Origin of the sequence: Paenibacillus sp. FSL H8-0261 (assembly GCF_045040645.1) — a bacterium.
Taxonomy (GTDB): Bacteria; Bacillota; Bacilli; order Paenibacillales; family Paenibacillaceae; genus Paenibacillus_AQ.
Genome location: NZ_CP150297.1, coordinates 3062941 through 3086342 on the forward strand (window position 1 = coordinate 3062941; position 23402 = coordinate 3086342).

25 protein-coding genes are annotated in these 23402 nt (G+C 40.9%); 23 read left to right on the forward strand and 2 right to left on the reverse strand.

Annotation, left to right across the window (positions count from 1 at the left end; genetic code table 11):
* Nucleotides 1–15: 15 nt before the first annotated feature.
* Nucleotides 16–906 carry a GNAT family N-acetyltransferase gene (locus tag MHI27_RS13565; protein WP_405176482.1) on the reverse strand — a complete coding sequence of 297 codons (891 nt, stop codon included), beginning with the start codon at nt 904–906 and terminating at the stop codon, nt 16–18.
* A 121-nt stretch (nt 907–1027) separates the two neighbouring features.
* Here MHI27_RS13565 and MHI27_RS13570 point away from each other — a divergent pair, with 121 nt between their 5' ends.
* The 18 genes from MHI27_RS13570 to MHI27_RS13655 all read left to right on the forward strand — a co-directional run bounded on the left by MHI27_RS13570 (nt 1028) and on the right by MHI27_RS13655 (nt 18292).
* Nucleotides 1028–1603 carry a GNAT family N-acetyltransferase gene (locus tag MHI27_RS13570; protein ID WP_076286424.1) on the forward strand — a complete coding sequence of 192 codons (576 nt, stop codon included), beginning with the start codon at nt 1028–1030 and terminating at the stop codon, nt 1601–1603.
* Between the two features lie 276 nt (nt 1604–1879).
* Entirely contained in the window at nt 1880–2545 is a 666-nt protein-coding gene (locus MHI27_RS13575) for a response regulator transcription factor (RefSeq protein WP_405176483.1), read from the forward strand.
* A gap of 3 nt (nt 2546–2548) precedes the next feature.
* The gene (locus MHI27_RS13580) at nt 2549–3955 is read left to right on the forward strand and encodes a HAMP domain-containing sensor histidine kinase (RefSeq protein WP_341060637.1); all 1407 of its coding nucleotides are present in this window, start codon (nt 2549–2551) and stop codon (nt 3953–3955) included.
* A 70-nt stretch (nt 3956–4025) separates the two neighbouring features.
* A complete protein-coding gene (locus tag MHI27_RS13585) occupies nt 4026–4814 on the forward strand; it encodes a DUF3919 family protein (RefSeq protein WP_042187743.1) in 789 nt (262 codons plus the stop codon).
* Nucleotides 4815–4836: 22 nt separating this feature from the next.
* On the forward strand, nt 4837–5874 hold the full coding sequence (locus MHI27_RS13590; protein ID WP_076286421.1) for an ABC transporter substrate-binding protein: 1038 nt from the start codon (nt 4837–4839) through the stop codon (nt 5872–5874).
* 91 nt (nt 5875–5965) lie between these two features.
* A complete protein-coding gene (locus MHI27_RS13595) occupies nt 5966–7621 on the forward strand; it encodes an ABC transporter permease (protein ID WP_405176484.1) in 1656 nt (551 codons plus the stop codon).
* 23 nt (nt 7622–7644) lie between these two features.
* Entirely contained in the window at nt 7645–8727 is a 1083-nt protein-coding gene (locus tag MHI27_RS13600; RefSeq protein ID WP_042187748.1) for an ABC transporter ATP-binding protein, read from the forward strand.
* A gap of 109 nt (nt 8728–8836) precedes the next feature.
* Nucleotides 8837–9853 carry an extracellular solute-binding protein gene (locus MHI27_RS13605; protein WP_405176485.1) on the forward strand — a complete coding sequence of 339 codons (1017 nt, stop codon included), beginning with the start codon at nt 8837–8839 and terminating at the stop codon, nt 9851–9853.
* A gap of 308 nt (nt 9854–10161) precedes the next feature.
* The gene (locus MHI27_RS13610) at nt 10162–10521 is read left to right on the forward strand and encodes a helix-turn-helix transcriptional regulator (RefSeq protein WP_042187753.1); all 360 of its coding nucleotides are present in this window, start codon (nt 10162–10164) and stop codon (nt 10519–10521) included.
* A 93-nt stretch (nt 10522–10614) separates the two neighbouring features.
* The gene (locus MHI27_RS13615) at nt 10615–11001 is read left to right on the forward strand and encodes a DivIVA domain-containing protein (RefSeq protein ID WP_405176732.1); all 387 of its coding nucleotides are present in this window, start codon (nt 10615–10617) and stop codon (nt 10999–11001) included.
* Between the two features lie 215 nt (nt 11002–11216).
* Nucleotides 11217–12089 (forward strand): PRD domain-containing protein, encoded by an 873-nt coding sequence (locus MHI27_RS13620; protein ID WP_042187757.1) that lies wholly within the window; start codon nt 11217–11219, stop codon nt 12087–12089.
* Nucleotides 12090–12111: 22 nt separating this feature from the next.
* The gene (locus tag MHI27_RS13625) at nt 12112–12618 is read left to right on the forward strand and encodes a PTS glucose transporter subunit IIA (protein ID WP_042187759.1); all 507 of its coding nucleotides are present in this window, start codon (nt 12112–12114) and stop codon (nt 12616–12618) included.
* A gap of 47 nt (nt 12619–12665) precedes the next feature.
* Nucleotides 12666–14120 (forward strand): N-acetylglucosamine-specific PTS transporter subunit IIBC, encoded by a 1455-nt coding sequence (nagE, locus tag MHI27_RS13630; protein WP_042187760.1) that lies wholly within the window; start codon nt 12666–12668, stop codon nt 14118–14120.
* Nucleotides 14121–14267: 147 nt separating this feature from the next.
* Nucleotides 14268–14585: a hypothetical protein gene (locus MHI27_RS13635; RefSeq protein ID WP_339247744.1), complete on the forward strand. Its 318-nt coding sequence runs from the start codon at nt 14268–14270 to the stop codon at nt 14583–14585.
* A 173-nt stretch (nt 14586–14758) separates the two neighbouring features.
* Entirely contained in the window at nt 14759–15277 is a 519-nt protein-coding gene (locus tag MHI27_RS13640) for a sigma-70 family RNA polymerase sigma factor (RefSeq protein ID WP_076286416.1), read from the forward strand.
* 53 nt (nt 15278–15330) lie between these two features.
* Nucleotides 15331–16452 (forward strand): hypothetical protein, encoded by a 1122-nt coding sequence (locus MHI27_RS13645; RefSeq protein WP_341128008.1) that lies wholly within the window; start codon nt 15331–15333, stop codon nt 16450–16452.
* Nucleotides 16449–17411, forward strand: a complete 963-nt coding sequence (locus tag MHI27_RS13650) for an ABC transporter ATP-binding protein (protein ID WP_405176486.1) — start codon at nt 16449–16451, stop codon at nt 17409–17411. Before MHI27_RS13645 ends, MHI27_RS13650 begins: the two co-directional genes overlap by 4 nt.
* Nucleotides 17408–18292 carry an ABC transporter permease subunit gene (locus MHI27_RS13655; protein WP_042187770.1) on the forward strand — a complete coding sequence of 295 codons (885 nt, stop codon included), beginning with the start codon at nt 17408–17410 and terminating at the stop codon, nt 18290–18292. Before MHI27_RS13650 ends, MHI27_RS13655 begins: the two co-directional genes overlap by 4 nt.
* Before the next feature lie 91 nt (nt 18293–18383).
* Here MHI27_RS13655 and MHI27_RS13660 read toward each other — a convergent pair whose 3' ends face one another.
* Complete coding sequence (locus MHI27_RS13660; RefSeq protein WP_042127276.1) at nt 18384–18710, reverse strand: helix-turn-helix domain-containing protein; 327 nt, start codon at nt 18708–18710, stop codon at nt 18384–18386.
* Between the two features lie 194 nt (nt 18711–18904).
* Between MHI27_RS13660 and MHI27_RS13665 the strand changes: the two genes are divergently transcribed.
* From MHI27_RS13665 to MHI27_RS13685, 5 genes are all read left to right on the forward strand, one after another.
* Complete coding sequence (locus MHI27_RS13665; protein WP_405176487.1) at nt 18905–19684, forward strand: GTP cyclohydrolase II; 780 nt, start codon at nt 18905–18907, stop codon at nt 19682–19684.
* A gap of 78 nt (nt 19685–19762) precedes the next feature.
* Complete coding sequence (locus MHI27_RS13670; protein WP_042187774.1) at nt 19763–20818, forward strand: ATP-binding cassette domain-containing protein; 1056 nt, start codon at nt 19763–19765, stop codon at nt 20816–20818.
* A 127-nt stretch (nt 20819–20945) separates the two neighbouring features.
* Nucleotides 20946–21695 (forward strand): ABC-2 family transporter protein, encoded by a 750-nt coding sequence (locus tag MHI27_RS13675; RefSeq protein ID WP_042193809.1) that lies wholly within the window; start codon nt 20946–20948, stop codon nt 21693–21695.
* Between the two features lie 48 nt (nt 21696–21743).
* Nucleotides 21744–22487 carry an ABC transporter permease gene (locus tag MHI27_RS13680; RefSeq protein ID WP_405176733.1) on the forward strand — a complete coding sequence of 248 codons (744 nt, stop codon included), beginning with the start codon at nt 21744–21746 and terminating at the stop codon, nt 22485–22487.
* Between the two features lie 114 nt (nt 22488–22601).
* Nucleotides 22602–23231, forward strand: coding sequence for a hypothetical protein (locus MHI27_RS13685; protein WP_405176488.1), 630 nt, complete (start codon nt 22602–22604; stop codon nt 23229–23231).
* Nucleotides 23232–23402: the final 171 nt, after the last annotated feature.

Here is a 23402-nt window from a genome sequence, read left to right on the forward strand (position 1 = left end):
CCTTCTTCATCCTATCTAGGCATGTGAGGTTATGGGAAACATGAAATGTTTAGGTAGTTCTTTTAAAAGTGGACGTACAAATAACACATCTTCACTCTCGGGAATAAATTCGGTCTCCATGTGATCTATATTGAAATCTGGTGTGAAATGAAAATGAATAACCTCCGTTTCAGGTGAAATAATGCTATTCAATATCACGTTGATATCTATGTGTGAAGTACTGATAATATCAAAAATATGAAGCTGATGCTCCTCATGTCTAAAGATCACTACGACGTCAGCTTCTTCAATATAGTAAAAAGAATCATGGAAAGGAAGGATAAAATAAAACAGCAGCTGATGTTCATTGTTTACAACGCTGAGTATAGAGGACACCGGAACTTTTTCTTCAGCGAATTTTTTTATCATGGTGAAATCAACGGAATTATTCATAGATAAGGGACGCACAGAGAAGATTTTAGACGTTTGATTTCTAAGATTAGAAGCGTTAATCGAAAAGCTGCTTTCTTGCATACGTTCAAATCCGAATTTAGGATAAAAGTCCAAAGCACTGTCGTTTGCAAATAAGTAAATGAAGTCAAATTCATGTTCGTATTTCGCGATAATATGATCTATTAATTTCCTGGATAATCCTTGCATGCGATAATCAGGATGTGTCATTACAGTGCCAATTTGAATGGCGTTATACTCTTTTTGATTTATAAGAATCGTCATTTTGTTTATGGACGCATTTGCGATCACATGGTCCCTATCGATATAGGAATAACAAATATACTTGTCACTCCAGCCTCCTTGTTCATACCATGGCGAGAAATCAATCCCGAAGATCGATTTAGCTAAGGCATTAAAGCTTTCTTTATATTTTTCGATATGCTTATAATCACTGACCAATTGGTAATCGCTCATAAGTATGCCTCTTTTCCAAAGTGTTTTTCATAGTCACGTTTAATGGTTATATCTTACTACACCGTTCTAAAGTAATGTTTATTATAAAAAAACAATCCCTAAATTATTTGGAGGCTAGAAAATGAGAGAGATAGATTATAGCAATTATTACTGGAAAGATGACCAAATTAGATTGCGTTCAATACAAGAAGGGGATTGGGAAGGTTATTATACGAACCGATTCGATACTCCAGCGCGGCGACTCTTACAATGTGCAGTTGAACTACCACCCACCATTGCCGAAGCCAAAAATTTTGCGGAGACTTACGCTGAATTCTCATCCGATAGACTAATGTTTACGATCGAAGATTTGCATGGTGAAAATGTTGGCGGCGTAAATCTCAATAGCATTGACGAGAAAAATGGTACGTTCAGCATAGGTGTGCAGGTGGATAAAGATCATCGAGGTAAAGGGTATGGAACGAGAGCTATAACCATCCTCTTAAAATATGCTTTTTTCGAGCGACGGCTAAATAAATTCAATGAATGTGCGCTTGAAGGTAATGAAGGTTCTATAGGGATGTTAAAGAAAGTCGGCTGCGTGCAAGAGGGCGTGCGGCGGAAAGTCATTTACACGAACGGACGATATTATGATTTGATATTGTTTGGATTGACGAAGGAAGAATTTATGGAACAAAACGGAGATGAGCAATCATGAGCGCAATCGCTCGATTAAGGGATTTTCGAGTGGTATAGTCCGTTCTACAAAATCCTGAATCCGTAAAACTCCCATTATGTGGGAGTTTTTTTGTGGATTTTACTTACTATACTAGAGACATAAAATGTAAGTTTATAGTCAATTATTTGATTTGTATTTTTAATTGTAGATATTTGGAAAGCGTTTTCGTATTGAATGATATCCGCTATTATAAGAGGGTAACTAAAAATATGAAAGTTCAGTGTAAAATAGCATCTAAGGAAAAGAGGGCTACATATGAATATTTTAATTATTGAAGACGATCCCAGCATTCAAATGCTGCTAAAATTGAGCTTAGAGGTGGAAGGGTATCAGACGAAAGCTGTAGGAACGGTGACTAAGGCGTGGGATGAACTTGCAACATGGTCTGCCGATTTAATACTGTTAGATCTTATGTTACCTGACCGTTCCGGGTTCGAGCTTCTTCAAATGCTTCAACAACAGTATAAGTCAGTCCCGGTAATCGTGCTCACCGCTAAGAATGAAATGAATGATAAAATCCTTGGCTTTCAGTTGGGAGCAGACGATTATCTAACGAAACCTTTTGAGACAAGGGAACTTAGCGAGCGCATTAAGGCAGTTATGAGACGAATGAAGATGGTGGCGCCTCCTGAAGTGATCAAGATTGGACCTATTGAAATTGATAAGAATGGACGTACTTGTAAGATAGGGGAACAATGGCTTAAGACAACTAGTAAAGAGTTTGACTTCATGTGGCTCTTATGTGCTCATCCTAAGAAAGTTTTCACTCGCGAAGACTTGCTTGATCAGGTCTGGGGTTATGATTATTATGGGCATACAAGATCCGTGGACATGGTGGTAAACCGTCTTCGGGAGAAAATGAAACCCAACGAGCATCTGATCGCCACTATACATGGGACAGGCTATAAGCTGGAGGTATAGAAGATGGGGCTGCGAAATAAAATGTTTATTCAGCATGCCGTTACGATTGTTATGCTGCTCACAGCGATGTTTTTTATCGTTAATTATACGCTTAACCAAAGTATGATTAAACGGGATACTCAGACGTTAAGTCAGTATTTTGGCTTGCATCGTATTGAGGCATTGAAGATTGTCAGTGATCAGAAAATTAATATAGAACAATTATTTTCAGGTAAGTACGCCCCCTTTATTGCGTCGCATTTGGCGTCAAACAGCAATTTCCAAGTACAACTATTCGCACTAGATGAGACGATTGTTGGGAGTAGCAGCGATAAAGAAAACTTACTTAAACGTAACGATATTCAGAAAGCGCTTACTGGTAATGCTGCCACAGTCATAACTGCAGGTGAAGGTACACAATATCTAATTTACTCAGTTCCCTTCTGGTATGAAGGAGAAATTGTGGGTGGATTTCGATATTTATTGGACCTCCATGAGAATTTGCAGACATTAAACCAGATGCGCACATGGTTCATCGCTGCAGCTGTAGGATGTTTAATTTTTTCGCTTATGGTCAGCTATTCATTCTCATCTTTGTTGGTGAGGCCTCTACATGCCTTGCAGCAGGCGCTTAAGCTTGTATCCATTGGCGATTTTAGCAGAAAGATACAGGCGAGTAGTCAGGATGAGGTAGGAGAATTAGCCAAGGATTTCAATCATATGTCGGATGCGCTGCAACATCATATCAAAATGTTAAAGTATGAACAGGGAAAGCAGAAAGCTTTCTACGACAACATAACTCATGAATTAAAAACACCATTAACTTCGATTATCGGGTTTTCGGATTTAATTGAAAGAATGAATAAGAAGGATGATATACAGGAATGTAATACCTATATCCGTAAAGAGAGTACTCGGTTGTTAAATATGGTTGAGGATTTGTTACAGACCTCACTGATTGGTGATGAGGCTTGGCGTATCAAGCTGGAGTGTACTGATTTAGGGGCTGTCATTATGGATAGTCTACGTATCTTAGAGCCGACCCTTCAAAAATCCGCGATTGTTACCACGCTAAAGATCTCATCTTGTGAAGTGAATTTAGATCCCAAGAGAACTCAGCAAGTTCTATTTAACGTGATTGATAACGCTATTAAGCATAGCGAATGCACAAATCTCTATATCGAGTTAACGGAGCATGAGGGCTTTGGACTGGTTCGTATCATAGATAACGGGAGAGGGATATCGCAACAATTGCAAAGTATATTATTTCTTCCCTCGGCAGAGAAACAGGATCGTATTATTTCAAACGAATCACATGGGTTAGGATTACCTCTATGTAAACAGTTTATGGAACTTCAAGGAGGGAGTATCGTCATTACTAGCTCGGAGAAGAAGGGGACAGAGATTCAGCTGAGATTCCCCTTAACATAACAAATGTAAGCGCTGTTACAAAACTGATACAAATTTAAAATTTTTCTGATATATGAGGAGGTTAAAGTAAGTGCCAGAGGATAAGAAAGGGCTTTCATGGTTTCGCCTCATCTTGTTACAAGTCATCATAGGCAGTCTGCTAATCGGCATGTGCGCTTACACTTTTCGAATACCTCTTGATGAAGTGCATGTTGTACCTCGACAGGAGGATCAACTTGACCGCATTGCTGGCGTTCCGATGCGCGTGGATATTACGTATCCAGGCCTAGGGACGATATCCATTGAGGATCCGAAGGAATTGCTGAAATTGAGATCTACTTTTTCTGGGTTGTTATCATCAGGAATGCAGCGTCCACAACAGTTGGTTCCGAGACTTCTGTTGACTGGAACGATGGCCTATCTGGATCAAGAAGATATTCCTTTTCAAGTGGAAACGAATGCGTTTCACTTCGGTGCGGAGTCAGTTAATTCGCTTAATGTAAGTGCTACTATCCGCAAGCTGCAAAGTACACTCATCGATAAGATGTTAACAACGTCGAGTATTGGATCTGCTGTGGAAAACAAGATTAATGATGTGTTCACACTACAGCAGGGAGTACTTACAGCTCTCACTCAGGTTGAGAGGAAGGCGTTGATATCGCAGATTCGTGCAGCAGAGCGTATTATCGATTTCAGCCATTTTGATGACTTACAACGTACACCCGATGCTCACTTTGTCATTCAGCTCACGAATGATTATCGAGTGAAAAAGCACTGGATCCATGTGGATCGCTATAACGGTGCTTACTTCGTGGTCTATGACCTTCTGGATGAGACCAATCAAAGAGTCTATTTCAAACTAAATAATGCCTCATACTGATCTTGAAGGGATGGTTTAGTCTATGGCGAGAAAGAAAAAAAACAGTAAGTCAGTCATTTTATTGTCAGTCATAGTAGTTGTGTTGGTAGCGGGGTTCTTCATGTATAAATCAGGAGTATTTGGCGGTAAAGAAATCAAAAAAATTACCGTATATTCCATTTTTCAAGAGGAAGAGGCTCGTAAAATTCTGGATAAATTCAAAGCTGAAACCGGAATTGACTATGACATCCTACGTTTACCAAGTGGAGAAGCGGTATCCCGTGTACAGAATGAAATGTCGAATCCACAAGCCGACTTTCTGATGGGAGGGCCAGCAGATTCGCACCAAGTACTGAAAGAGGCAGGTTCATTGGAAGCTTACGCTTCTCCGAATGCTTCTGACATCGCTGACAATATGAAAGACAAAGATGGCTTCTGGACAGGGTTTTATCTAAATCCAATCGCTATAGGTATTAATGAAGAACGTTGGAAAGAGAAATATGGTAGTGATCCATACCCTGAAACTTTTAAGGATTTGCTCGATCCTAAATTCAAAGGTGAAATCGGTATGTCCGATCCAGCAACATCGGGTACAGCATATACAGCAGTAGCTTCTTTAGCCCAAGTATGGGGTGATGATGAGATGTTGAACTATATCAAACAGTTGCTACCTAACCTTAAGGAAAGACCTAAGTCTGGCATTGAGCCCATTCAGAAAGCTGCTAAAGGGGAGTATACAATTGGTGTGACTTTCCTAGGCGATCAATTGAAGATTAAATACCAAGGCAACCCAATTGTTAGTGTTGTTCCAGAAGCAGCAGGTTATGAAGTTGGAGCCTTATCCATTGTTAAGGGTGGACCTAATACAGAGGCTGCGAAGAAGCTTATGGACTATATGCTTACCAATGAACCGGGTGAGTTGTATACGCAATCTGCATACGCAGTATCCGTTAAAGCATCAGTACCGATTCCTAAAGGTGGCATTGATATTAAAACAACGAAATACAACGATGCTTATGATTTGTTAAAAGCAGCATCGCAGCGTAAAGAGTTGCAAAATGCATTAAAAGATTTGAAATAAAAGAGCCAATAGGGGTATTGCATGGCTGTACCATATATGGTGACTGTAATGCCCCTCAAATTGGATGGCAGAAAGGTGGGAGTCGCCCCCTATGAAAGAAAAAAAAGGCATTGGGGAGTCGATCAACAGGCTCTTTAAAGATCCGTCGTCACTCGTACTTGTACTGACTAGCTTTGCATTTCTCATTCTATTTGTTGTTTATCCGCTGGTAATCGTTGTGTTTACATCTGGATTTGATAATTGGGCAACGTTTTTTAGTAAACCCCGTTATGGAAAAGCGCTATTAAATACGGTAGTTAGCTCATCATTATCTGCTTTTACAGCAACAGTGTTTGGATTTATATACGCGTATGCGATTCACTACAGTAACATCAGAGGAAAGAAGTTCTTTCGATTTATAGCCTTTATTCCATTATTAGCTCCTTCGGTTATGAGTGGTTTAGCATTCCTATTGCTTTTTGGACGTGGGGGAATGATCTCACAATGGTTAAATACCAACTTTAATTTTGAGCTTGATTTGTATGGATTACCGGGGCTGTGGATTGTTCAGACGATATCCTATTTTCCACTTGCCTACATGACTATAACGGGTGTACTCCGTGCTATATCACCGAATCTGGAGATAGCAGCACAGAATCTTGGGGCTAGAGGATTTAAATTATTCAGGACGATTACGCTGAAACTTGCACTTCCAGGTGTTATTAACGCATTCTTGCTGGTAGCGATTAACTGCTTCGCTGACTTCGGGAATCCAAAGCTAATTGGTGGGAACTATTCACTTTTAGCAGTTGAAATTTACGGAGAAATCATTAATAACGAGGCAGGACTAGCTTCGGTCATGGGGATTATCTTAGTAATTCCTGCACTGATTGTATTCTGGGTTCAGAATAAGATTTTATCTAAAGGCTCCTACTCAACGATAACTGGTAAGCCGGTATCTGGTTTGAAACGGATCACTACATCTAAGAGGACAGATGCATTACTTTTCTCTTTTAACAGTTTAATCTCATTGTTCATTATTTCGATGTTTGCGATCACCATTCTTTTCGCCTTTACGAAAAACTTTGGTCGAGATAATACGTTCACACTGGATCATATTATGAAAGTTGTCTTTAGTTCATCTAGTCCAGCCGTTTTGAACAGCTTAGTGTTATCGCTAATTAGTGCGTTGCTGGCGGTGGCTCTTGCATTAGTGCTCGCCTATATAGTAGTTCGCAAACCTTTTCCAGGTAAAAAATTACTAGATTTCAGCGCGGTTCTTCCAATTGCGCTTCCAGGAACATTCGTTGGTCTTGCACTGATTGTTGCGTTTAGTAAAGGTCCGATTGTTTTGCAGGGATCTGCAGCATTGATTGTCATTGCGATGTTACTTAAACAGATGCCTGTAGGTTATCGGGGCTTGACTGCGTCTTTTAAACAAGTGGATAAATCGATCGAAGAAGCAGCCACCAATCTGGGTGCGAGTAGCCGTAAGACGCTAACAACGATTGTATTTCCAATGTTGCAAAAAACCGTTGTAGCGAACTTTGTCTATGCGTTTATGAAAAATATGAATACTTTGAGTACGATAATCTTCCTAATTACCCCTAAATGGGTTGTTGCAGCAGTATCGATCTTTAACTATGCCGAAACGGGAACCTATTATTGGGCAGCCGCTGTGGCAGTGGGTTTGATGGGTGCAACGCTTGGAACACTGGGAGTGATCAAGTTGATCTTCCGTTCCAAAGTGAAAATATTTGATTTCTAATGATTTTGAAGGGAGTGGGCACGATGGAATCCAACATACTACTAGATTTGAAAAATGTGAATAAAGTGTTCGGCAATAACCATGTCTTGAAAAATATCAACTTAAAGATTGAACGGGGGAAGTTCATCACCTTTCTTGGTCCGAGTGGTTGTGGGAAGACGACTTTATTACGTTCCATCGCGGGTTTCTATACCATCGATGATGGTGAGGTGTGGATTGACGGGAATTTGGTTAATGAATTACCTCCATATAAAAGGGGCACTCCAATGGTGTTCCAGGAATATGCCTTGTTCCCGCATATGACGGTATTTGATAATATTGCTTATGGACTAGATATTAAGAAAAGACCTGAAGCAGAAGTACAGGAACGGGTAATGGCTGTTATGGCCCAGGTCAAATTATCCGGACTTGAAGAGCGATATCCCCATGAAATGTCAGGTGGACAACAGCAACGTGTAGCTATGGCTCGTGCCTTAGTGATGAATTCGCCGATTATTCTCCTGGATGAGCCACTAAGTAATCTAGATGCTAAATTACGTGAAGAGGTACGCGTTGAACTGCGAACAATTCAACAGGAACTTGGACTAACCGTAATATATGTAACACATGATCAATTGGAAGCTTTGTCGATGTCAGATCAGATCGTTGTTTTTAATAAAGGAGCTATTGATCAGTACGGTACGCCGCATGAAATATATTATAAACCTCGTACACAATATGTAGCTGATTTTATTGGTTCTACCAATTTTATTGAGGCAGTAGTCATGCAAAGTAAAGAGGGTACGGCAACAGTTAGCTACGGCTTTGGAGGGGATAATGTTACTATTACTACAGATGAAAAGCTGACAGAGGGTGAGGAAGTTCTTCTGAGTGTTCGCCCCGAATCATTGCGACTAAATCATCCGGACATTAGTGGATTTAACATCATGGGAGTAGTCCAATCCTCGATGTTTCTAGGAGAAAAGGAAAGATATTTCCTTGCAGATCAATGGGGCAAAGAATGGATTGTCGATGCATATGATATTGGTCAAAAGACTTTCGATGGTCAAGTTCGGATGAGTGCGGCAATAGACAAAATTCATATTATTAAAAAGGTTAGTCCGTAAACTGAAGTAGATGTTCCAAAAAAGGAAAACAGTCGTTTTCCTTTTTTGGCGTATAATTTTTTTATAGAACGGCGGCTATAGGCTAGTTTAGCGGGAGGAGACGTTCTAATTGAGAACAAAGGTAATTATCCTGTCATTGGTTGCGGTAACAATACTTCTTCTAATATATTTCTATCCTGGACAGAAAAGCAATCAGCCTCTCAAAGTATATGTAATTTTTCAAGAGGATGAAGCGCGTATTCTGTTGGAGAAATATAAGAAGAAGACGGGACAGTCTTATGAGCTTATTCGCATGTCTGGCGGTGAGGCAAGCTACCATTTGATGTCGATCAATAAGACAGGCATTGATGTTGTTCTCGGTGGGCCTGCTGATCTTCATGAGCAGCTCAAGAACAAAGGGAAATTAATTCGCTATTCATCACATGTTGCTGATGAGATCCCCGACATCTATAAAGATAAAATGGGCTATTGGACAGGTATATACATGGGTGCATTGGCTATTGGTGTAAATGAGCAGGTCTGGAATCAAGATCCTCAGCTTGTAGCTTTACCTCTTCCGGAACGCTACGAAGACTTATTACGTCCCGAGCTCAAGGGGAAAATTGAAATTCCGGACCCAGAAACCTCAGGTACAGGATACACATTGCTAGCCTCTCTTGCACAAGAACGTGGGGAGGAGCAAGCTCTAGCATTGGTGAGTGCTCTTAAGAAGCAGAGTTCATCAACTACATTCTCAGGAATTAGTTCTGCCCAGCGGCTTGCAGTAGGTGAAGTTGCTGCTGTTATCAGCTTTATGGGCGACCAGCTTCGATTTAAGAATTCGGGATATGCTATACAATCTTCTATTCCTCCACAAGCTGGATGGGAGATAGGTGCAGTGTCGATCTTGAAAGGTGGGAACAACGTGACTGCTGCTAAGCAGCTGGTAGATTTTGTACTGTCAACAGATGCTCAGACCGATTATATGAATTCTGCATTTTCCTTTCCTGTGATGCCGAATATTATGATCCATCCGCTATTGTCTTCTGTTAAGCTGGAAAAATTAATGATTACGTATCGATTCGATATCGCTGCTGCGAACCGAGAGGAATTACTCGCTAAATGGCACGAGGCCAATAAACGCTAAGGTATTGTTCACTCATTATTCAACGGCAATCGAGAACTTTATGGTTAAGTTCTCGATTGCCGTTATTTATTACTCAAGAAAACCAACTTTCATCATATGAAAAATTCACAATAGAAAATCACAAAATAAACAACTCTATCTAGTTACTTTCAATAAATTCATCATCTATCCCTATTAAATTTCTATACAAATCGGAAAAAGTGAACCCACTACCACATTTCAGGTTGTGAAAGTTGGAAAATAGTGCTTATACTAGAGTTATAGAAGGTAAGATTAACCAAAAAAAACACAACATGAGGAGGGTTTATATGGCGTTTATGATTGCTCAACGGGCTTTTATCAAGGTGTATCTTATAACAATGGTAGAACAACATCGCGGGTATGGATACCAAATGCTTGAGGATTTACGTCGAGATTTCAAGGCACATGGATATTCCCCTCCACAGAGCGAAATTTATCGCGCGCTGCATGAGCTGGTACAGCAAGGGATTTTATATCGTACTAAACAGCTAAAAGGGAATGACCCGAAGGTGGATTTTCAAGAAATCGTCTTATACCATTTCACAACTGATGGAGAAGAGAAAGCGAAGCTATATAAGAAGCAGGTGAAGACGGATCTTGATCGCTGCTTAGGTATTTTGAACAAGGCGGTTGCGGATAACTTCTAGAACTGGAACTGTAGTTATATTTTCAGGATGCTCTCACCCTGTTATAATGGTTACTGCCGGATAATTGCAGTATATACTTGGAGGTAACAAATGATGGATGAACATATGAAACGTCGATTGGACAAACAACGTAAGCTATTCAGCCAACTTGGCATCACTCTAGATGCTCTAACCATACATGAAAAAGAATTCAGTATGAAGCTTCGTGGTTACGATGCGGAGGAAGTGGACACATTTTTAGATAGCGTAATCAAGGATTATGAGCGTTTTTATGCGACAATTGCTGATCTGATGGATAAATGGCAAGAACAGCAGCTGGAGATGCGAGAATTAAAATCAGAAACCAAAGTCACAGAGGTTATTCAGGTCCCAGTACTTAGAGGCATCGACCCAAAGGAATTAGAAGAGGTCATTTTAAAACTGGAGACCAATGTCCGTCAGCTTAAAGAAAAGCTTCCCCAAATTGAAAGCTATTTATAACTCGTGAATTTTTGAGTTTCAGGAGCTGCGCTTGACATTTATAAATTTACCATTGACGAGTTAGCAGTTCATGATTTATGATATGTTCATAAATGATCATTTATATTTTAGTGGCGTGTTACCGTTAAGGGCATGAGCCAAGGATTGTCTTCATCTCGATGAGACATTTCTTGGCTTTTTTTGTTCCTAATTGACGATAATATGGGAAAGGAGTGATGAGCTTGTCGCGGGAGATCGAGCAATTTCAAGTACAGCGTGTGATTGGGAACAACGTTGTAATGGTTCAGGGAAGCAAGAACGGCAAGGAATATGTCATTATCGGTAAAGGCATTGGTTTTGCTGTGAAAGGTTCAGGTGTGATTGAAGGAAACGATCCTCGTATTGAGAAATTGTTTCGTCTAGAAGACCGCGAATCCTGGAGTCAGTATCAAATATTGCTGGAAGACATAGATCCCAAAGTGATGAGAATAACTGATGAAATAATTGCTGATATCCAAAGTCAATTTCCTGACAAATTAAACGACAAGATTTATTTGGCACTCCCGAGCCACATTCAGTTCACCATTTACCGTCTGCGCAACGGGATGGATATTATTAATCCTTTTTTACAAGAAACTAAGATGTCTTTTCCGAAGGAATTTGATATCGCTTACAAGGCATCAGAGAAGATCAATGCTGAATTTCAGGTGCAAATTCCCGAAGACGAGGTTGGATTTCTAACTTATCATGTGTACTCCGCAGTTAACAATGTATCGGTGGGTCAGTTAGTAAAAGCATCTAATATCGTGAGTGAACTTCTAGACATGATTCAGCAAGAACGGAATATAACTTTTGAGCATGGCAGTATGAATCATATTCGATTAATGATCCACTTGCGGTTTTCGCTGGAACGTATTTTGAAAGGATCACTAATAGATAATCCTTTTGTGAAACATATTAAGAAGGAATACAAAGAGGAATACAAGTTATCTCAAAAGCTCGGTAAAGTGATGCAAAAATCTCTTGGTGTAGATATCCCGGAGGAAGAGCTGTGTTTCCTGGCGATGCACTTACACCGATTATTTCAGACTTTAGTGAAACAAAACTAACATCTTTAGAGGAGTGGAGCATATGTTTTCCAAATGGAAATCAAAAAAAGAAGAGAAACATACTGGACATACAATCGAAATCATGGCACCAATCAGTGGAGAGGCAGTTTCATTAACAGAGGTTCCGGATGAAACCTTTGCTGGTGGTCATATGGGTAGCGGAGTTGCAATCAGACCTTCCGAGGGGATCCTAAAGGCTCCTTTTGATGGCACGGTTGCTCATATCGTGAAATCGAGTCATGCAGTTATTCTGGAACATTCCTCCGGTGTGCAATTGCTGTTACATATCGGAATCGATACTGTCAGTCTTAAGGGCAACGGATTTGTTAGTCATATTGCCTCTGGAGATCAAGTGAAGGCAGGTCAAACCTTAATCGAATTTGATCTGGATGTTATTCGCGCAGCAGGCTGTGACACAATTTCACCTGTAATCGTGACTAGTACGGAGGAAACACCACCTCAAGTGAACGGACATTATGGTCAGGTTACAGCAGGACAGGATCTGATTCTTACAGTGGCTTCAAAGTAATAAGCTGATACAGCATTACTACTATTGAATCGAAAGGATGATATTTTATGTTGGGTTTTCTACAGAAATTAGGTAAGTCGCTTATGCTTCCGGTAGCAACTTTGCCTGCGGCAGCTATTCTTCAAGGATTAGGTCTGATTAACTACGAAAAAGATATACCTCTGGGGGCAACGATAGGTGGATTCCTGAACCATTATTTTGTTCCATTTCTAAATGCCGGTTCGGGTGCTATCTTCGGAAATCTTGCTCTAATCTTCGCAGTAGGGGTTGCCATTGGATTTGCCAAGGACGCCGTAGCAGCCTTGTCAGCAGTAATTGCATACTTAGTACTAGACAAGATTCTGATTGCCGTACCCCTTCAGTTCTCTTTTATTGATGATGCTGTAAAGTTGAATATGGGTGTGCTTGGGGGTATATTTGCCGGTGCCTGGGCAGCATTTCTATATAAGAAATATCACAATATAAAGATGCCAGATTGGCTTGGGTTCTTCGCGGGTAAACGTTTTGTTCCAATCATTACCGCAGCTTCCACGATGGTCCTTGCAGTATTAATTGGGATGGTCTGGAGCCCTGTACAAGATGTAATTAGTGATTTCGGAAACTGGGTAGTGTCACTTGGCGCAGTTGGAGCGTTCATTTTCGGTACAGCTAACCGTTTGTTGATTCCGACAGGTCTTCACCACGTACTTAATTCGATTGCTTGGTTCCAAATTGGTGATTTTACGAATGCAGCGGGTGAATTGGTTAACGGTGACTTAAATCGCTTCTTCGCTGGAGACAAAACAGCTGGGATGTTTATGACTGGATTCTTCCCAATCATGATGTTTGCGCTTCCAGGTGCAGCGCTTGCATTTATTCATACAGCTAAACCAGAAAAACGTAAAATGGTAGCTTCCATCTTCATCGGTTCTGCTATTGCTTCCTTCTTAACAGGAATCACAGAACCACTTGAGTTCTCCTTTATGTTCTTGGCACCAGCCTTGTACGCAGTTCATGCTTTACTTACAGGATTCTCGATGGCGTTAATGTACATTCTGGATGTTAAGCTTGGTTTTGGTTTCTCCGCTGGTTTGATCGATTATCTGATAAACATGAAGCTATCCACCAATGCATGGATTCTTATCCCTGTAGGTCTGTGTTTCTTCGTTCTGTACTATGTGTTGTTCCGCTTTATCATCACGAAGTTCAAGCTTAAGACCCCTGGTCGCGAAGATGATGATGATGCGCTTGTAGCACCAACTGGAGGTAACGGAACAGGTTCAGCTGTTTCTTCCAAGGCTGCTCAAATTCTTGAGCACATCGGCGGACCTTCAAACATCGAAAATATCGATGCTTGTATTACACGCCTACGTCTGATCGTTAAAGACGAAAAAGCCGTTAAAGATTCCGCACTGAAACAACTCGGTGCTTCCGGTGTAATGAGACTTGGTCAAGGTGCTGTACAAATCGTATTTGGTCCGAAATCGGAGCAATACAAAGAGGAAATCGAGAAGTTACTATAACTTAACGTACTCCGTTTAAATTTATTAGCAAGGGCTAGTCCGCATACTAGCCCTTGTTTTTTTTGTATACTTACAGGGATAAAGTGTTGCAATATACACAATACCTAGTATAATACTTGGTATAACCATGCAAAGGAGTCGGTACATATGTCAGTCGACGATTATCTGGACCTTTTAAATTATGCCAAAGCAATTAACGATGGACAGTGGCAGGCTGACATCATAAAGAGCTTAAAGAATCTTAACACAGTATCGGAAGAACCTCAGGTTCAAGAAGAAAGTGTGATAGAATTATGGTCACGGTTTGATTCCGTTAATATATTGATCATGAAGTTGTTTGAGAAGCTGCGTAAGAATGAAGAGTCGGATGAAGTGTTACATTGGAAAGAACAGCTGCTGGAGCTTAAGTTGGAGCGAAGTATTTTGTCCAAAAAGATTCTTAACCGATATATTCGAATTCGATAATTGGAATCAAAACAGATAGGTAAGACCAATAATGAAGACAGTTACCTTATTAATTAGGGGCTGTCTTTTTGTATGTTTTATAATGCATTATGATAATTATGAAGAATTCTGATACAAAAATGTACTGACAGTCGTCTTACTTATAGCTGCAGCTGATAAGGAGGATTTACACGATGGAAATTCCGGAATCTGAAATTTTTAAAACAATATTTTATGAACATTACCCTGTTGTCCGCCGTAAGCTTGCCGCTTTGGTACGTGATGAATCGGCGGCTGATGATTTAGCTCAAGAAGTTTTTCTGAGATTGTACCGTAATCCACCAGATGATCCAGCAGCGCTGGGTGCCTGGCTTCATAGAGTCCTAACTCGTATTGGATATGATTATTTGGACAAAAAAGCAAGGGAACGGCGACTGCAGAATAAACAAGAGCAGCTTTATGATGCTAGTGAATCTCCCCCTTCAGGTGAAGAAGTCATAATTAGTAAGCTAGATCAGGAAGATGTACACATCTGGCTGAATGAATTGCCTGAAAGAGACAGACAAGCGCTTCTTCTTCGCTACTCGGGGTACAGTTATGTGGAAATCGCGGGAGAGCTTGGAGTAAGGCCTCCAGTAGTAGGGACCCTGCTTCACCGAGCGACAGAGAAACTAAGACAAAATGCAACGAAGGCGATACCCCAGACGAAGTAGACTTCTTTTGAGGAGAAGTTACGAAGTAATCTTTAAAATCAGGAGGTATAATAATGAATAACTATTCAGGAAAGCAAGATAAAGATAAGCAAAGTACAGACGAAGCCTGGGCCAAGCTACAGAGTAAGTTAGAGAATGAGCCTTATAATCCTCAATGGGCAAAATGGAGTCAAAATACGGAAGCCCAAACTGAGGATTCTGTTAACTTAAGTCAGGTAGAAAATCTAGAGAACCTTGAATCAGAGTCAACTCCAACGGTAGTACAGGACATACTTGTAACTACCCATGATAAGAAAGTACAACGTCCGCGTCGACTGCGTATGAACCGTCGTCGGAAACTAGGAGTTGTAGCTGCAAGTGTAGCTGTTTTTGCAGTCATACTCGCGACCCCTATAGGAAACACAGCAATGGCATCCATTCTGAATCAGTTCCGGATGGAACAGGTTACGGTTGTTCAGGAAAGTGATCTGCGTAATATTTTTACACAGGTGGCTGAAGACGGTGAACTTAATCGATCAATTAATCAATTCGGTGAGTTTACAAACGCTAGCGGAGCTTACATTGGTGAGTTGCCTGCGGATCAACTGAAGGCTACCCTAGGCTATCCAGCGAAAACCGCTGCTTTAGTGGAAGGGCATAATTCAGTTACGGTGGGTGCTTCACAAGATATCACGCTTAATCTGAAAGTGGACGAAGTGAACAAAGCCCTGAAAAAAATTGGAGCAGAACATCTGCTGCCCGAATCGATTGACGGTAAACCAATTACACTTCATATCCCGGAATTTGTGAATTACAATCTCTCATCTGACGAAACGCACTGGGCAAGTCTGTCGCAGATGAATGCACCTGTACTTAACGTTGATCCTTCTATTAAAGTGGAAGAGGCTTTGGAAGCTGTAATGAATTTCCCACTGCTCCCAGATTACTTGAAGACTAGCTTAATGCAAAGCAGGGTCTTATCCGGAGAAATCCCAATGCCGTTAATCGCTGGTGAAAATACGGAGCAAATAACTGTGGGTGACACTTTAGTTATAGTTGACAATTATGAATACAGCCGCGGTCCTGTATATCAAGCTACATGGATTCAGGATGGACAGCTATTCAATTTGTCAGGTGAGCTCTATTCGAGTAAAGAGAAGCTTATGACCAAGGTTCAGGAGCTGATTGAATCATGAGTACTGCAGCAATTGAAGCCAAGTCCCTAACTAAAGAATATGATAACGGACGCGGTTGTCGAAATGTAAGTATTACTGTAGGGAAAGGGGAAGCCTTTGGCTTCCTCGGCCCTAACGGTGCAGGTAAAAGCACCTTTGTAAAAATGCTTGTAGGTCTTATTCATCCATCAAGTGGCAGTGGAACTCTGTTCGGGCATAAGATTGGTTCGCTAGAAGCTAAATCACTAATCGGTTATTTACCCGAAATGTATCGTTATCAGGAATGGTTAACGGGTGAGGAGGTTGTGAGGCTGCATGCAAGACTATGCGGAATGCAGCGGTCTGTAGCAGATAAGAGAATTCCACAACTTCTTGATGAGGTTGGAATTGGTAAGCGTGGACGTGACCGAGTGAAGCATTACTCTAAGGGAATGCAGCAAAGACTGGGTTTAGCTTGTGCACTTGTTAATGAGCCGGCTATCGTATTTTTGGATGAGCCCTCATCGGCACTAGATCCAATCGGACGTCAGGAAGTCCGGCGTATATTACAGAATCTAAAAGAAAAAGGGGTTACGATATTTCTAAACTCTCATCTGTTAGAGGACGTTGAAGTACTTTGCGACCGAATGGCGCTACTTAATAACGGAGTTATTCTCCGGCATGGTAAAGTGTCCGAGGTGTTAAACAAGCGTATGAGCTGGCGATTTAAAGTAGGCGGCTTTGCGCCTATTTTATTGTCGTGGCTAAAAGATCAGACAGGCTTGCAGATCCGGGTGTCTTCCCATACCGAAGAATCCATAGACAGTAGTAGGGTTTGGTTGGAAGCGGAGCTGGAAAGTGAAGAGCAGGTGGGTTGGCTGAATACACTGATTATAGAACAAGGGATGACCTTATATGAAGTTTCACATCAGCAAGAACGTCTAGAAGAGTGGTTTATGAATGCTGTATCAGGACTAAGCCACAGAGGTGAACACGAATGAGAATTATAATGGGTATGACCTGGAAAGAACTGATGCGCAAAAGAGTAATGGTGCTGACATTAATTATGACCGTGGTCTTTCTTATTGGGTTTTGGTTTATTGCGGGTACGATCGGGCAAAGTTCTATGTCTCACGGATCGAGTTTTCCTAGCGGAGAAGAACTCCTTATTCGTTTTACAAATGGTTTATTTATTTTATCGTTTGGATTTTTCTTCGGAGCATTTGTAATTGCTTTTTTAGCTATTTTTAGTTCGTTTTCCGCCATTTCAGGTGAGGCAGAGCAGGGAGTGATGCAAGCCTTGCTTCCAAGACCAATTCCACGCTGGAAATGGTACGCAGGTCGCTGGCTTGGTTATGTAACACTAGGAATAGGTTATGCACTTATTTTATTTGTTTCTATATTGCTAATTACGCAAGCCCATACCGCAATTCCAAGAGATGGATTAGCGTTATTCAAATCATTTTTGCTCTTTTCTTCCATCGTACCGTTGCTAATAACTGTTTCTATGCTGGGTTCAGGATTCTTCTCAGCCCTTGGGAATGGAGTCTTTATGACGATGCTTTATGGAGCAGGATGGCTAGGAGGAATGATTGACAAGGTAAGTAGTTCTTTATTATCTAAGCCCGAAGCACTCAGCACTCTAAATAATATGACGGGTATAATGTCCTTACTTATGCCTGTAGATGGGTTACAGCGCAGAATGACTGCTGAACTGTTTAGTATTAACGAAATGAACGGGATGTTTAACGCTTCCAATAGTCTGTTTGGGTTAGATAACTTCACCTCAGTCCCATCTAATTCATTTATCGTCTATGCGATCTTCTATACACTAATCGCGTTCTTAATCGGATTGTATCGTTTTCAACGGAAGGATCTATAGCAGTTTAACAATATATCGAAGAACTTAAAATGCCCTTTTTGTTGCCGGATTTACGGAACAAAAAGGGCTCTTCAAGTTAGTATAAGTCGGATTAATTTGTAACACCAAGCTCAATCCAGTCTGTAGACCAATTTCCAATTTCACCAAGTATAGGAGCCAACGCGGTTCCTTTTGGAGTAAGGGAGTACTCAATGCGTACTGGCATTTCTGGATATACGGTTCGCTCAATAATACCTTCGATTTCCATTTCTTTTAATCGGTCAGATAACACTTTACCACTTAGATTGGACAGACAGCTTTCTATTTCGCCAAAACGACGTGGACCTGGCATAAGCACGAAAACGATCAGCGCGACCCAACGTTTACTTAGCAAGTCAACCGCTTTTTCAAAGCGAGGACACATGTTGAAATCATTCATAATATCACCTCGACATTCATTATATCATAAACTTACATAAAGTAATTATAAATATTTAAAGATATATTATAACTTGACGAAGTTATATTACAATGATAAACTTACTTACAAATAGTTACTTATATTTTAACTAATATTCGATCCTTAAGTTTAGCTACTGCTAAGCATCGATGGACATTGAGGAAGGTGTACCCATGATTAAACCAGATATTATTTCTATCCTACAAAATAAAATTACTCGAATTCCTTTAGAAAACAGTACAAATATATTAGTTGGACCGATTACTTTACCCGTGAATTTAGACGGAGAGACTGTTACTTTTAAATGGTACAACTGGCTGAACACTACGGATGCAGAGCTTCTTGGTGATAATAGTGAAGCAACAGCCGCTTTGATTTCAAAGTTACCATCCATGAGCCTCGCAGATGGTCAGCAATCCAGTGTTTTAGTATATGGTGATTTCGAAGGCTCAGATGAAGCATTGATTCGGATGCATAGCATTTGTCATACCGGCGATATTTTTGGCAGCAAACGTTGTGATTGTGGCTTCCAACTGCATCAGTCCATGAAAATGATCGTCGAGCACGGTTCAGGTGCGTTATTCTATCTTGCTAACCATGAAGGTAGAGGCATTGGACTGTTTAGCAAATCTTTAGCGTATCTTTTACAAGAAGAAGGATACGATACAGTTGAGGCTAATTTAGAGCTGGGTTTTTCTGATGATTCAAGAAATTATGAAGAAGCGATTAGCGTTCTACAACATCTACGTCATAAACCAGTCACGTTAATTACGAACAATCCGAAGAAACTGGAAGCTCTCAAGACTGCAGGTATGAATGCTGTGAAAAGAGTAGCGCTGTGGGGAGATGTATCTTCTTTTAACGAGAAATACTTACGCACCAAAGTGGCTCGTTCAGGACATTTAGAGGCAGTGAAAGAAGCGAATCCAATTGTAGGAAGACTGGCTAAGTAAAAATTGAGGTAGTGCTTTTGCACTTCTTCAATTATAATGGGTTACTGGAACCCAACTTTAAGCTTAGTGAGGTACAATATGACTGCTATTCAAGTACAAGACTTACGCAAAACATTCAAAGTACAAAAAAACCGCGAAGGTCTCAAAGGGGCCTTCGCTGATTTGTTTAAAAGGGAGTATACGGAAGTAACTGCTGTGAAGGATATTTCCTTTTCCATTCCCGAAGGTGAGATTTGTGGTTATATCGGCGAGAACGGTGCCGGGAAATCAACCACGATCAAAATGCTCACGGGCATTCTCGTACCCACTTCAGGAAATCTTACGGTGGGTGGTTATGTTCCTTATTTGGAGCGCGAGAAATTCGTGAAGAATATCGGTGTGGTGTTCGGGCAACGCAGCCAGCTATGGTGGGACATTGGGGTCATTGAATCCTTCCAGCTGCTGCGCAAGGTATACCGGGTATCTGAACAAGACTTCAAGAAACGGCTGGATGAATTGGTCGAACGATTACAGTTGCAAGAACTACTGAATCGTCCTGTTCGTAAGCTCAGTCTCGGTCAGCGGATGCGTTGTGAATTAGTCGCAGCATTACTTCATAACCCTTCGATTGTATTTCTGGACGAGCCAACCATTGGTTTAGATATTGTGGTGAAGTCAGAGATCCGTGAATTCCTTAAAGATATGAACCGTGAGCATGGAACAACCATACTGTTGACTACACATGACCTGCAAGATATTGAAGCACTTTGCTCGCGGGTGATTATGCTTGACGATGGTCGAATTATTTATGACGGCGGCCTAGAAGATCTGAAACAGCGCTGGGGAACCGGACGTGAAGTTCAATTTCAATTCGGAAATGCAACGAAACGGCAATTACTTGAGCTTTGGACTGAAGGGATGCCGGTTACTTGGTCTGCAGACAACGATCTTGGAGCATCGGTTTGGATACCACTGGATATAAATGTATCCGATGTTTTGGGACGGGTAGTAGGGAAAGCCGACATTACTGATATCAAAATTATTGAGACGAATACGGACGATATTGTTCGCAGTATTTATCAATCCGGGTCTGCGGATAAACCAGAGAAACAAGCTGCCGCTCTGAAGGATGAAAGAGAGGCTTTACATGTCTGATAAGCTTAATGCTTCAACAGCTATGTCCTCGTCCTCAGGAGGTTCATCTTCAGGTGGTCCTCCAGAGAATAGTCGTAGATTACTATTTGGGGCGTACTTAGATTTTATACGGATCCGGTTCCTTACCATGCTTGCTTATCGGATCAACTACTACTCAGGTATTCTTATCTATTCACTGAATATTGGGGTTAACTATTTCACGTGGATGGCCATCTATGGTAATGGGGATTCACTTGGTGGCTTTACCGCAACGCAAATGACGTCTTATGTCGCTGTTTCTTGGATGGCTCGTGCGTTTTATTTTAATAATCTAGATCGTGAGATCTCTACGGATATACGAGACGGAAGTATTGCTATCCAGTTTATAAGGCCTTATAACTATGTCTTAGTCAAAATGATGCAAGGACTCGGAGAGGGAATGTTCCGCTTCCTCTTGTTTATGATTCCGGGTATGGCTATAGCGATGTTGTTGTTCCCGGTTCAATTACCGACAGCACCATCTGCTTGGGCGGGTTTTCTTGTAATGCTCTTTTTCAGCTTTTTGATTAATTCACAGATCAATATTATTACTGGGCTCTCGGCTTTCTTTGTTGAGAATAATGAGGGCATGATGCGTATGAAGCGGGTAATTGTTGATCTGTTCTCTGGTCTGATCGTGCCGATCAGTCTGTTTCCTGACTGGCTATCTTCTATACTTAAGGTGCTGCCGTTTCAGGCGATTACTTACTTGCCAGGTTCTGTATTTACAGGACGGGTGCAAGGGGTTGGGATTTGGAATGTACTAGGGATACAGATCGTTTGGTTCCTGGCCTTACTGATTCCAATTGTCTGGTTATATCATGCGGCGCGGCAGCGTCTCTTCGTGCAGGGAGGTTGAGGAAACGTGTATTACCTTGGATTATTAATTGAATACATCAAGAACTATATGAAGTCCCGGCTCACCTATCGCGCCGATTTTTGGGTAGAGGTCATATCAGATTTGCTCTTTCAGGCTACAAACTTTATCTTTATACTAGTAATCTTCATGCATACGGATAGCCTTGGCGGCTGGAATCAGAACGAAGTAGTGTTCGTTTATGGGTTCTTTATGGTGCCTTTTGGGGTGTTTAGTTGTTTTGTGAATCTATGGGGATTCAGTGAGCGTTACATCGTCAAAGGTGAGATGGACCGTATTTTGACACGTCCGGCGCATAATCTGTTCCAGATCTTTTTGGAAAATGTTGATCCACCAGCACTAATGGGCTCTTTCATAGGTATTATTATTATGGCCATCAGTGGTAGTAATCTGGGTCTTCCCTTTGAATGGTGGACGATACCGGCTCTGATCATTCTTACGTTAAGTGCCGTCGCCATCTATACTGGGATTTATACAACATTGACTTCATTGTCTTTCTATTCGGATGCTCCTACTGGCATTCTTCCGTTAATGTACAACATTCAGACTTATGGCCGTTATCCGGTAACGATTTACAATCGTGCTATTCAGGTACTTCTAACTTGGATTATCCCGTTTGCATTCGTCGGGGTATATCCAGCAGCGCTCTTCCTGCAGCGTGAAGAAATGACGAGCCTGGCGCTGATGACACCTGTTGTAGGTGCGATATTCCTTGGGATTGGTCTGTTTGCTTGGAGTTATGGGGTTAGAAGATATAAGGGCGCGGGATCTTAAGCTAAGCTATTGTCTTGTTAAGTTGGAAAGGCTACCTTCGGGTAGTCTTTTTTTTCACTCCTAATTCATCAATATGCTAAAATCATTAATAACTAGAATGGGGAGGAATCATAGATGAATGTGTTAGATATTTTACCAGCACCCGAAAACTTAAAAAAAATCATGAAAATACTTGCTTCTCTAAATATTGTCCTATGTCCAGAGGAATGGCTTCGCTATCATAGTTTTGTTTCTGAATTCGATAAGAATGTTTCCTTAGCATCGATTGACAATGGATCAGGTGATCATTTGTTTATTATTTTTTCAGCTCAAGGAACGATAATTAAAGGATTTGATCATGAGTCAGAAGTAAGTCCATATGCGCGCGACGAACATGAAGTTTGGCCAGGAATCTATGAAGAAGTCCCGACCTCACTATTGTCTTTACTGGAAGATGAGGCGATAACTAAGGATGATGTTACTTTTTGTTTTTGGCGTGAAAATAATGACTTGACGTGGCAAAAGGGGAAGGTAGAGATTCCAGCGGGGACAGAAGATGGTTCGGACTTTTTGCTAGGAACTATTTTCCGCACAGCTGAGGATTTTGTGGAATTTGCCGAAGGTTATTTTGAACTCACACTCCCCTTAGAGGTTATTGCACAAGTTTATGAGGGTGCAGCTATTACGAAAGAGATGATTAAAGCGTTAAATCCTGATGGTGATATTGAGAAAATCCTTCAGGAGTTAGCAGAGCTAGACTCTTAGGTAATTATCGATTTTGAAAACAAAGGGGGATGCGAAATAAATGAAGGGCTGCCGTTAGGCAGTCCTTTATTTATTGATCGGAAGTATTTCATAATGAGGAGCGAAAATAGGAAATAAAAACAGAATACTTTCTCTTTATCAAAGTTTTATTTACATATATCATTTTACTAA